The organism is Lentzea waywayandensis (assembly GCF_900115955.1).
GTDB lineage: Bacteria > Actinomycetota > Actinomycetes > Mycobacteriales > Pseudonocardiaceae > Lentzea > Lentzea waywayandensis.
This window is the reverse complement of sequence record NZ_FOYL01000022.1, coordinates 19676-30768: the sequence shown is the minus strand read 5'-3', so window position 1 is coordinate 30768 and position 11093 is coordinate 19676. Positions and strand designations below refer to the sequence as shown.

Sequence of the window (11093 nt, the reverse complement as noted above, 5' to 3'; positions counted from 1 at the left end):
CGGATCAGGTGCCCAACAGGATGATCTTGCCGCCGCGGCGCACCCACCGGCCGCTCGGCTGGCTGCCGTACCCGTACCCGTACTCGCTCTGCTGCCCGCCGTCAGAGGGTTCCGCCGGCGGGGCGTCCGCACCGGGTGGCATGTCGTCGGAACCCTGCCCGCCGACGGGCACGCGCACCCAGCGGTAGCCCGGCTGCTCCGGCGGCGGTGGGGGCTCCTGCGCCTGTTCCGGTCCGGGCTCGGGGAAGCCGCTTCTCACCGGGTAGCCGTAAGCGCCCGCGTAGCGCGGACCGCGGTAGCCGCCGTAGCGCGGATACGACCGGTACCGGGAGCCGTAGCGGTAGCCGCGGCGGAAGCCGCCGTAGCGCCTTCCGTGGTAACGCCGGGCGAGCGGTGAGAGCCTCCGCAGGGCGCGGCGGTAGAGCGGCCGGGCGAAACGCCGTGCCGCCCGGAAGATGCTGAGCTCACCGACGAGCTGCGGTGGTGCGTCCGGCGGTGCCGCTGCGGCGTTCCTGGCGGCCGCGGCCACCAGCCGGACCGCTCGGCGCGCCATCTCGTACTGCGCCTGCTCGTCCGACATCTCGGACTCGTCGGCCTCGAACATCGAGCCCACGGCCGACCCGATCTGGCCGCCGATTCCCGGGGCGATCGCGTTGCCGAGAGCCGGCAGCGCGTCCCGCACCAGCGGCTTGACCGCACGGATCAACGCCCGTCCCTGCGGGGAGTTCGCCGCGCCGCGGACGCCCTGCACCGCCCGTCCGACGGTGTTCACGATCCCACCGAGCAGGCGGCTCAGCTCCTCCTCGTCGGCGACCTCGAGCAGGCGCCCGGCCAGATCCGCCTCCAGCGAGGGCGCGAGGGGCATCTCTTCCTCGGACTCACCGAAGCCGAGCACCTTCTTGAAGATGTCGCCGAGGAACTGCTCTTCGGCGTCACCCGCCTCGCCGTCGCGGTACTCGGACTCGTCGAGCTCCAGCTCGCCCTGCCGCTTCTTCTTCCCACCACCCAGCAGTCCGCCGATCGCCTGCGCCGCCAACGGGGCCAGCTTGAGCAGCAACGGAAAGAACTGCTCCTCACCCTCGCCTTCGCCGCCGTCCTCGGACTCGTCCAACTCGGACTCGCCGTACGCGGCCTCCCCGTACTGGCCGCTCTCGCCGTAGTAGCCGCTCTCCCCGTAGTAGCCGCTTTCCCCGTAGTAGCCGCTTTCCCCGTACTGGCCACCTTCCGTCTCGCCGTACGGGCCGTACTCCGGCTCACCGCGCTGGTACTCGTCCGACTCGTAACTCGCCATCTGCGTGCCCGTCTCGAACATGCGAGGCTCCTCTCGAACTGGTTGGGGGAAGGGCAGACCCGGCGCGTACTCCCGCGCGGCCGCGGTGATGCCACCGTCGGCGGCGACCGCCCTGGCGAACCGGACGAACTGCCGGGCGATCTCGAAGTCGCGGTCGTCGGAGCTCATGCCTTCGAGCTCCAGGCCGTACACGCGAGCCGCCGATCTGGCGCCGTGCACCGGGTTCAGCGTCGGCAGCGTCCGCAGGGCGAGCTCTCCGAGAACCTCGGTGAAGTCGCCGCGTGCGCCATCGGGAAGCCGCCGCAGGAACCGCCCGAGCCCAGCCTCGTCGGTCACGTCGAGCAGTTCGGACGCGAGATCGAGGTCCTGCACCGCTACCTCCAGGGGTGGCCCGTTTTCGGGCGTACACCCCAGGACTTCTGCAAGAACCGTGCCACCAGGGCTCAGCGCAGTGAGGCAGCGGCAAAACCGAGACGCGCGCGATGCTTCGCGACGGTGCGCCGGGCGACCGAATAGCCGGCCTCCCGCAGCAGCTCGGTGAGGTGCTGGTCGGACACCGGACCAGCGGCCGACACCAGAAGCCTGCGCAGTTCCTCGTCAAGGCCACCGCTGACGCCGAAGAACCGGGACAGCGGCACCACGGTGCGGTCGGGCAGCAGCACGTACTTGTCGGCGACCGCACGACTCACCGTCGACTCGTGCAGGCCGAGCTCCCCCGCCACCGACGCGCGGGTCAGCGGCGCGAGAGCCGCTCCCCCGTACAGGAGAAACTCCTTCTGGTGCTCGACGGCGCATTCCGCGACGCCGCGCAGCGTCGCCCACCGGTCGTGCAGCTGCGCGAGGAACGAGTGCGCACGAGAAGCGGTTCCGTCGCCACGCCCGCACCGCCGTATCGCCAACCGGTTCATGGCGGGTTCGACCAGCTCCACGACGACCTCGCCGTCGATCTCGTCGTGCGCCCGCACGATCATGTCCGGCACGACGTGACTCGCCGTCGCCGCCGAGTTGCCGTCGAACGCCGGGTACGGCCGCAGCCGCAGCCGGATCAGCTCGAGCACCTGCCGGATGCTGCCGCGCGACACTCCGAGTGCGGTCGCGATCGCGGCGAAGCGACCCTTGGCCAACGCGGGCAGGTGGTCGTTGATGACCGCACGCGCGAGCGGAACCAGTTCGTCCTGGAGGCACAAGGCGTCCAGCTGAAGCAACAGGCACTCGGCGACGGTGAAGGCGCCGACGCCCGGAGGCCCAGTCCGGCGGATCACGTCCACCGCCCGTGCCACCAGCGGCTCGGCGACGCCCAGTTCGACGGCTAGCTGTGCGCACGACTGGTCTAGCAGCCCGTGCTCGTCGAGACTCCCGATGACGTACTCGACGACTGCCGCGTCCGATGTACCGATCTCCGCCCGCACCGCGCGAAGCAGGGCGTGCGTGTCCGGCTCGGCCACCGCCACATCCCGTGCCTCGGCCATCGACGGTCCACCCGCGCGATCCGCTCGCACCGTGCAGACAGGGCACCGGGCTCGCCACGCGCCGCGGCATAGCGGGCACTCCTCGGTGTCCGTCCGCTCCAGCGCCGCGTTGGCCGACAACTCGTCATCGATGAGGAACTGCATGGCGGGGTACGGGAGCATCAGCAGCTCACCGAACACGACCATGGCCGGCGACACCTCGAGGCCGAGCCGGGGAGCCATCCTCATCTCGAGTGCGATGGACAAACCAACCTCCGCGGACAAGGTGACCTCGGATAGGCCACATCAGTCTCCGCTTCTGCAAGAACCGGGCCAACCGCCGGTGAGGTGGGTCCTGGACACGGCGTGCGTCAGGCCGGTGAACGCCTCCCAGGCCAGGCTGGCTGAACGAGACCAACGTTGCAGGCGACCAGCGGACTCTCTCATCGACCCGCGGGCACCCAGTCCGACTCGGGTAGGTCCACTTCTTCGCGGCCAAGCGCCGATGCCATCGCAGCACGGTGCCCGGACACCAGTCGGTGCTCCCGCAACCAGACAGGCAGCCGCCGCACCAACGTCGCGAACACCGCACGATCAGCCGAGTCCAGACGCGGACGGCCATGGGCACGCCGCAAAACCGCGACCCCATGCCGCAGCACCAGCAACTCCACATCCTTCGCCGCCGACGACCGGCCAAGAAGAACCAACCACCCACCTGGCTGGACAAAGACGAGTTAGAACAGTCGCAGCGCCACGCACACGATCATGCCGTCCGAACGACGGAACCCGACCACCGCGGCTCAGCGGCCGAACGCAGAGTTCTGGCACCCCCACACGAACGCGGCGGCTACCGAAGAGCGGGCCCGATCCACCGGCGAACCAGAGCCCGCAGCTGGTCGTCGGTGAGCGCCGGCGTCGAGGGATGCTGCAGGAACGACAGGAAGAGCCGCATCAGGATCTCGGCGAGCCCTTGGAGTTCGTCGTCGGTGTCGATCCCGGCACCGGCCCAGTCCACCGGCACGTCGCGGAGGATGCGCGCGCCGAGCGCGAAGGACTCGGGGGAGGTCACCGCGACGGTGAAGAAGTCGGACTCGCCTGCCTGCAGGAGCAGGCCCAGGTACGGCTCCCGCGGGACCTCCAGGACGCCGAACACCACGGACTCCACGGCCACCTCGGCCGGGCTGCCGAACGAGGCGAGGTGCCGTGCCATCCGCGCGGCGAAGTCCTCGACGCCTGCCAGCGCGACGGCGCTGAGGATGTCCGCGAGGCGTGGGAAGTAGCGGTAGACGGTCTGCCGCGTCACGCCCGCCTCGGCGGCGACCACGGACATGCTGGTCTTGGCGAGCCCGACGCGGTCCACACACGCCATCGCCGCCTTGACGATCCGGCGGCGTGCCTCGTCCTCGGTGCCGGGCGGGTTGCCCTGCCAGCCGTGGTACCCCATGCGCACCATCATCCCTCAGAGCGTTGGCTCAGACGGTGGAAGGTGCTTTCCGGTGCACGCGACGCAGCGCCGCGAGCAACAGACCGGCCCCGATGAAACAGGTGAGCGCGTAGAGCGCGCCTGCGATCGGTGGGCCGTCAGGAAGGGCGCTGATCCAGAACACCGCCATCCCGCCCAGGTAGACGACCGGATAGATCCGGACGAAGGCGGACAGCGGTTCACCAGGCCCCGGCGACCTCAGCTGCGACAGGACGATCCAACCACCGGCCAGCCACACCAGTGCCAGTTCGACGCCGAGAACCCAGGCCTGGGCGGTGGCGTTACCGCTGAAGAAGCTCGACGGAATGCCCGCGATCGCCATGGTCGGCGGCGTGAGGACGCCGGCGAGCAGAACGCGCGGCACCAACGACCGCCCGCGGCGCTCGCCGGCCAGGCGCACGACCAGATAGGTCATGGCCCCCAACGAAACGGACGCGAACAGCAGCATGCTCGTCATCGGCACCGCTGCCAGCGCGGGGTGGTTGACGATGCGGTTGTCCGGGTTCCAGGCCCACCACTTCAGGTGTGGTCCGATGTGGTCGAAGACCTCGTAGAACACCTGGCAGGCGAAGGCGACGGCGACCGACCCCACGAGTGCGCCGCGGCGCCGGAAGATGCCGAGCGACCGCACCAGCTCGTAGGCGAGCTGACTGATCACCGGGTAGAACGCGATGATGTAGAGCGGCAACCTGTCCCACATGAACTGCACGGTGAACTGGTTGTGGGCGAAGATGAAACCGTAGATCTCGTTGAGTCCGAACCACTCCGGGAAGTACAGCGGTGGTTCGATCACCGCGAGGTACACCAGCGACGTCCACCACAGCGCCAGGTTGATCGGATCGCCGTGGCGGTAGCGGCGCAACGCGTGCACCAGAGCGAAAACAGCGCCGCCGATGATGAGCAGCTCGAGCAGCGGCATCGTCCAGTGCGCGAGATCCCACGGAAACCGCACCGAGACCACGGGTGACACGTCGTGGCAGTCGAAGCCGAGGCCGCGGGCGACGGCTTCCGCCTCCGGCCCGCACACGGCGCTCATCGCGCGGTAACCGTTGCCGCGGCACCGTTCGGCGAGTAGTCCGTGGCCGGCGGCTCCGCCTGGGGATCGAACCCGAAGGGAATCCGCTGCCGTCCCAGCGCCGTCCGGATCCGGTAGCGCACGAGCGCCGCGATCACCCGCGGGTTCCGCATCATCTCGCCCAGCGACTCGTCCATGTTGAACACCTTCGCGAAGTGCTCGTCGACCACCTCGTACTCACGCGCCGCACCGACGATGAGACTGAAAGCCGGGCCGGACATGGCCGCGAGAACGCGACGCCACCACTCCGGCACCTTCTCGGTGCCCACCGCGCACTCGTAGCCCTGGTCCCTCGCCATCGCCAGCGACCAGGGCACGGTGAGCGATTTGCGTTGCGCCACGAGGAACCTGGTGCAGAACTCCGCGTCGAGGCGTTGCGCGCGAGACAGGTGCTCGCGCAGCAACAGTGCGGACATCGCCGCAGAACTGATTCCCTGAGCGTAGAACGGGTTGAACGCGCAGATCGAGTCGCCGACGAACACCAGACCAGGTGTGCTCAGGCGGTCGTAGCGCCGCCACTTGTTGCCCGTCGACCGGGTCAGGTGCACCTCCGAGGTGGGTGAACACCGGTCCATCGCGGCCGCGAACAACGGCGTCCGCACCCGGCGCGCCGACTCGACGAACGCCTCGGTGGTGCGGGGCATGTCGATTCCCCACGAGCCCATGCAGGCGATGACGCGGTTCCCCTCGATGGGAAAGAAGTTCACCAGGAACTCGTGCTCGGCGGGGTGCTCCCCCTTGTCCGGGGTGGGCATGATCACCAGGTGCTGCCACCACCACGACGCCGGTCGCTCGGCCGGTGAGGGCAGCTCGTACCAGCGCGAGGTGTAGGTGACCTTGGCGTCGAGCGTGCGCACCTCGGGCTCGGGCCATCCGGCGGCCACGAGCCAGCCGCTGACCGAAGACCCGCGCCCCATCGCGTCCACCACGAGGTCGGCGTCGAGGTGCTCCTCGCCGGCGGACGTGGACAGGCCGACCCCGGTGACCGCCCCGTCCCGCGTGGTGAGGCCGTGCACCGAGACACCCTCGCGAATGGTCGTGTTGGGCAGAACTCGAACAGCGTCGCGCAACACGCGTTCGATGAGGATCCGCGATCCGTAGATCATCGTCATCGCCCCGCGCTTGCGCGCCGACCAGCCCTCCCCGTCGAGGTAGGCGGCGTCCAGAGACGGCATCAGATGCAACCCGCCCGCGGCGATGAGCTCGTCCTCGAATCCGGGGAACAGCTCCCCGATCGCGCGCCTTCCCGAGTTCAGCAGGAAGTGCGGGTGCTTGCTCTGCGGCACGCCACGCCGGTGCTCCGCGGCGGCCGGGAGCTCGTCCCGTTCCAGCACCACCACCTGGTCGAAGTAGGGGGCGAGCGCCCCGGCGGCGCACAGACCAGCGGTGCTGCCACCGAGTACGACGGCGGTTCTGCCCAGCGTCACGCGGACCACCCCTCGTCATTCATACAACCAGGACTCGAATGTATGAATGACGAGGGGTGGCGTCAATCCGGCTTACGGGCTACCGCTTTGGGTCAACGCCTGGCTCGTGCGCCGCATCGGTGCCCTGCACGCACTCATCGCAGGGCCCTGGCCCGCCGGGAAACGCTCCCGGCACGCTAATGCGGCCACGGTGCCGGCTCAGCCCGTCCTGGTGAGCCATCGGTGCAGTGCGACAGCCAGCTCCACTGGTGCGTCGTACTGCACGAGATGCCCGGCGTTCTCGATGATCTCCAGTTCGGCGCCTGGGATGAGATCCACGAGCCGGCGGCCGCGATCCGGCGGGATCCACGTGTCACGGTCACCCCAGATGACGCGGGTCGGCGTGGTGATCGTCGAAAGCAGGTCGTGGAACTCGTCGGTGAACCGTTCGTCGGCCTGGGCGATCTGGCGGTAGAACGCGGCCTGTCCCTCGGCGGTCAGCCACGGCTCGGTCAGCGTCGCCAGTTGCTCGTCGGTCAGGCCGCGGTGGCTGGCTCCGCGGACGTAGGCCTCCAGCGCACCGCGATGGACCGCCGGCGGCAGCGCCGCGAACGTGTCGGCGCCGGCGGCGACCAGCCGGAAGAAGTCCGAGCCCCACGGCCGCAACGCGACGACGTCCACCAGCGCGAGCGACCCGTACATGGCCCTGTGCAACAAGTGCGCGCGCAGGGAGACCGCTCCGCCGTAATCGTGGGCCACGACGTGTGGTTCGCGCAGCTCCCAATGTGCGAGCAGGTCGGCGAACAGTTCACCCTGGACGGCGAGGTCGACCGGATGGTCAGCGTGTTTCGAGGATGCGCCGTATCCGGGCATGTCCCACAGATAGACGGTGAACTCGCTACTCAGGGCGTGCGCGTACGGCTCCCACAAGCGCGACGACCACGGCGTGCCATGACACAACACCACCGCTGGGCCTTGACCGCGGACATCCCAGGCGACGGTACGACCGCGCCAGTGGAACCGCCGAGAGAGATCCATGATCCCATCAAAGCACTGGCCGCGCAGGTCGTTGCGGTGTCAGGGGCGGAAGGCGGATGCGTTGTCGTGTGCCCAGTCGGCGAAGGTGAGCGCGGGACGGCCCAGGAGGTCTTCCACGGTGCGGGATGTGGGGCCGGGACGTTCGCTGTAGTCGGCCAGTGAGCCGAGCAGGCGGGAAGGGACCTCCTCGGGTAGTCCTTGCGCGAGCATGCCGTGCCGCACTTGCTCAGGTGGAAGCTCCTGGAAGGACAGCGTCCGGTCGATGGCGGCGCCGATGAGCCGCACCTTCTCGTGTTGGTCCAGGGACTGCGGACCGGTCAGTGTGTACACCGACTCCGTCGGGGTGCTGCCGCGGAGCGCTTCCACGGCGACCGTGGCGATGTCGGTCTCGTGGATCGGGGAGGTGGCGGCGTGGCCGTACGCGCCGCGCACCACATCGCCTGCCTTGATCTGTGGCGCCCATGCCAGCGCGTTGGCGGCGAAGTCGGCCAGGCGCAGGACCGTCCACTTCAGACCAGAGCTCGTAACGAGGTCCTCGGCTGACTTGAACTGGGCGGCGAAGCGGGCTTCCCCTGCTGGGTACTCCACGGTGGTGGCCGACAGCAGCACCACGCGCTGAACGCCTTGTTCGGCGGCCAGCTTCAGCAACTCGGCGAGGCCGGGGCCGGTGGCGCGCGGACTGATCTGAATCGCTTCGACTCCTTGCAGCACCCGCTCGATCCACTGTGGACGAAACAGGTCGCCGCCGACGACTTTCGCGTTGCCGGGAAACAGGGACTTGCCAAGGCCGCGAGTGACCGCGGTGACGGCGGTGCCGTCTCGCAGGAGCAGGTTCATCACCTGACGTCCCACGACGCCGTTGGCGCCGGTGATCAGCATCATGACGGTCGTTCCTCCTTGCGGTGGCGGGATGTCACGCGGCGATCGCGAGGGCCTCTTCGGCCGGGATGGCGTGGCGGCGACGGGTTGGGAACATCGATGTCGGGTGGGAGATGCTCCAGGCGGCGGCCTTGCAGATCAGCTCCTTGAGGCGTGCGGCCATCTTGCCCGTGACCGCGGACGGCTTGGGCTGATCGTCCGGGGTCACCCACTGCATGACGGCGTCGTGGCGGCCGAGGCTGATGCACTGGCCGTTGTAGCCGATTTTGTTCTGGGGCAGCTGGCGTCCGGTCAGGCGGGCAGCGATGGCATCGGCCGCCTGGTAGGCCGTGGGGACTCCCGAGGCGCACGACATCCGCAGTGGCGTGCCGCTCGCGCCCGGAGCGAGCGCGGCATCGCCGACGGCGTAGACGTCCGCGTGCGACACGGACCGCATCGTGTCGTCGACCACGATCTGCCCCGTCGCGGACACCTGCAAAGTCGTGGCCGCGGCGATGGGATGGACGGCGAAGCCGGCCGTCCAGACGGTCACCTGGGCGGGGATCGCACGGCCGTCGGCGGTGACCGCGCCGGTCGGCTCGACGCTCGCGATGTCGGTGTGCTCGTGCAAGGTGATGCCGAGCCGGTCGAACGCCTTGCGGAGATGGCCCTGGGCCCTCTCCCCCAGCCAGTCGCCGAGGCCACCGCGGGCGGCGAGTGAGACCTCGAGGTCCGGTCGGGCTTCGGCGATCTCGGTGACGGCTTCGATGCCGGTGAGGCCACCACCGACGACGAGCACGGTGCCGCCCTCGGCGAGGCCGGCCAGAGACGCACGCAACCGCAGCGCGGGCTGCTTGCCGGCGATGTTGTGGGCGTGCTCGGCGACGCCAGGTACGCCGCAGTTGCCGGCGGTGCTGCCGAGTGCGTAGACGAGCGTGTCGTAAGGGATCTCGCCAGGACCATCGGCCTCGACGACATCGACGATCTTGCGTTCGGCGTCGACTGCGGTGACCCGCGCCAGCCGCACGTGCACACCCGTGCCCGCGAAGACATCGGTCAGTGCGCGGGGCAACAGGTCCTGGCCGGCCGCGAGCTGGTGCAGGCGGACGCGCTCGACGAAGTCGGGATCGGCGTTGACGAGGGTGATCTCGGTGTCGGCGGGGTGCAGCCGCTTGGCCAGGCGCCCGGCGGCGTTGGCTCCAGCGTATCCAGCCCCGAGAACGACGATGCGGTGCTTCATGGTCTTGCTCCTGTCCGGTCGGTGTTTGCTTCCTGAACCGGACAGCGGCGCGAAACCTGACAGCAGCGGAGAGTGACCTGCGTCACCAGTCGCCGGTGAGCGGCTCCCCGTGTTCGGACACGGACCACTGGCTCGTCGCGCGTTCGAGCTTGCCAGGGTTCGCCTGGGCGTGGACCGCCGCGATGCCGTCTGTGGTCACGTCCAGCGAGAAGACTCCGGCGACCCGATCACCGACCACCATCACCAGCGCGGGTGCGCCGTTGGCGACCGCGGCGAACAGGTCGGGGCGACCGCCGATCATCTCCCACTTGGCCTCGCTGGGCTTGAACAGCGTGCGAAGGAACCTCGCCACGCGGAGGGCACCGATGATCGGCCGAGGCGCCGACAGGACCACGCCGCCACCGTCGCCGGCGCTGATCGCATCGTCGGTCAGCATCCTCACCAGCGACTCGGTCTTGCCGCTGAGTGCCGCAGCGAGGAACTCCTCGACGATCCTGCGAGCCGCCGTCGCGTCGACCTCCACCCTGGGCCGGTCGGCGGTCAGGTGCTGCTTGGCACGCCGGTAGACCTGCTGACAGTTCGACTCGGTGAGGTCGAGCACCTCCGCGATCTCACCGTGCGAGTATCCGAACGCTTCGCGCAGCACGTACACAACGCGTTCCTTGGCCGAGAGCCGCTCCATCAGCGTGAGCATCGCGATCGAGACCGATTCACGCTGCTCAACGGTGTCGGACGGGCCGAGCATCCCGTCCCCGGCGAAGACCGGCTCAGGAAGCCACTGGCCCACATAGGTCTCCCGCCTGGCCCGCGCGGAAGTGAGCCGATTCAGGCAGATGTTGGTGAGCACCTTCGTCAGCCACGCCTCATGCGTCTCGATGAGCGCCCTGTCGGCGGACTGCCAGCGCAGGAACGTGTCCTGCACCGCGTCCTCGGCATCGTTGGCCGACCCCAGCAGGCGGTACGCGATTGCCTCCAACCGCACCCTGGCCGCCTCGAACACCTGGACCTCATGCGCGCCGACCAGCATGATCTCAGTTAACCATCCGACGTGGTTCGAACGCCGTCGCTCCCACCAACTTCCGACATCCCGATGGGGCCTGCCACGCCCAACGCGGCGCGCGTCCGAGGTGGCTCGCCGAGGGTGTGCTGACCGAATTCCGGGTCGTGGCCCCAGCTTGAAGATCAGCGCCATCTCGAACAGGTTGCGCGGAACGTCTTCGGCGTCGGTTCTGCCGTCCTCCGCGAGGCCGTGGG

General features: G+C 69.2%; 9 protein-coding genes. All 9 read right to left on the bottom strand.

Annotated elements, in window-relative coordinates; translation table 11 throughout:
- Nucleotides 1-4: 4 nt before the first annotated feature.
- The gene (locus BM417_RS48340; RefSeq protein ID WP_093606224.1) at nt 5-1663 is read right to left on the bottom strand and encodes a hypothetical protein; all 1659 of its coding nucleotides are present in this window, start codon (nt 1661-1663) and stop codon (nt 5-7) included.
- A 71-nt stretch (nt 1664-1734) separates the two neighbouring features.
- On the bottom strand, nt 1735-3006 hold the full coding sequence (locus BM417_RS44810; protein ID WP_143139095.1) for an RNA polymerase factor sigma-54: 1272 nt from the start codon (nt 3004-3006) through the stop codon (nt 1735-1737).
- 580 nt (nt 3007-3586) lie between these two features.
- A complete protein-coding gene (locus BM417_RS44800) occupies nt 3587-4183 on the bottom strand; it encodes a TetR/AcrR family transcriptional regulator (protein WP_093606265.1) in 597 nt (198 codons plus the stop codon).
- Between the two features lie 28 nt (nt 4184-4211).
- Nucleotides 4212-5258: a hypothetical protein gene (locus BM417_RS44795; RefSeq protein ID WP_093606222.1), complete on the bottom strand. Its 1047-nt coding sequence runs from the start codon at nt 5256-5258 to the stop codon at nt 4212-4214.
- On the bottom strand, nt 5255-6724 hold the full coding sequence (locus BM417_RS44790; protein ID WP_093606264.1) for an FAD-dependent oxidoreductase: 1470 nt from the start codon (nt 6722-6724) through the stop codon (nt 5255-5257). Before BM417_RS44790 ends, BM417_RS44795 begins: the two co-directional genes overlap by 4 nt.
- Before the next feature lie 198 nt (nt 6725-6922).
- Nucleotides 6923-7741: an alpha/beta fold hydrolase gene (locus BM417_RS44785; RefSeq protein WP_093606221.1), complete on the bottom strand. Its 819-nt coding sequence runs from the start codon at nt 7739-7741 to the stop codon at nt 6923-6925.
- A gap of 39 nt (nt 7742-7780) precedes the next feature.
- On the bottom strand, nt 7781-8623 hold the full coding sequence (locus BM417_RS44780) for an NAD(P)H-binding protein (RefSeq protein ID WP_093606220.1): 843 nt from the start codon (nt 8621-8623) through the stop codon (nt 7781-7783).
- 31 nt (nt 8624-8654) lie between these two features.
- On the bottom strand, nt 8655-9839 hold the full coding sequence (locus BM417_RS44775) for an NAD(P)/FAD-dependent oxidoreductase (protein ID WP_093606219.1): 1185 nt from the start codon (nt 9837-9839) through the stop codon (nt 8655-8657).
- 82 nt (nt 9840-9921) lie between these two features.
- Nucleotides 9922-10866, bottom strand: a complete 945-nt coding sequence (locus BM417_RS44770; RefSeq protein WP_093606218.1) for an RNA polymerase sigma-70 factor — start codon at nt 10864-10866, stop codon at nt 9922-9924.
- Between the last annotated feature and the right edge of the window lie 227 nt (nt 10867-11093).

Bases quoted from the DNA above. Each gene is read 5' to 3' on its own strand.
- BM417_RS44800 (WP_093606265.1), bottom strand. From the start codon at position 4,183: ATGGGGTACCACGGCTGGCAGGGCAACCCGCCCGGCACCGAGGACGAG.
- BM417_RS44795 (WP_093606222.1), bottom strand. From the start codon at position 5,258: ATGAGCGCCGTGTGCGGGCCGGAGGCGGAAGCCGTCGCCCGCGGCCTC.
- BM417_RS44785 (WP_093606221.1), bottom strand. From the start codon at position 7,741: ATGGATCTCTCTCGGCGGTTCCACTGGCGCGGTCGTACCGTCGCCTGG.
- BM417_RS44780 (WP_093606220.1), bottom strand. From the start codon at position 8,623: ATGATGCTGATCACCGGCGCCAACGGCGTCGTGGGACGTCAGGTGATG.
- BM417_RS44775 (WP_093606219.1), bottom strand. From the start codon at position 9,839: ATGAAGCACCGCATCGTCGTTCTCGGGGCTGGATACGCTGGAGCCAAC.
- BM417_RS44770 (WP_093606218.1), bottom strand. From the start codon at position 10,866: ATGCTGGTCGGCGCGCATGAGGTCCAGGTGTTCGAGGCGGCCAGGGTG.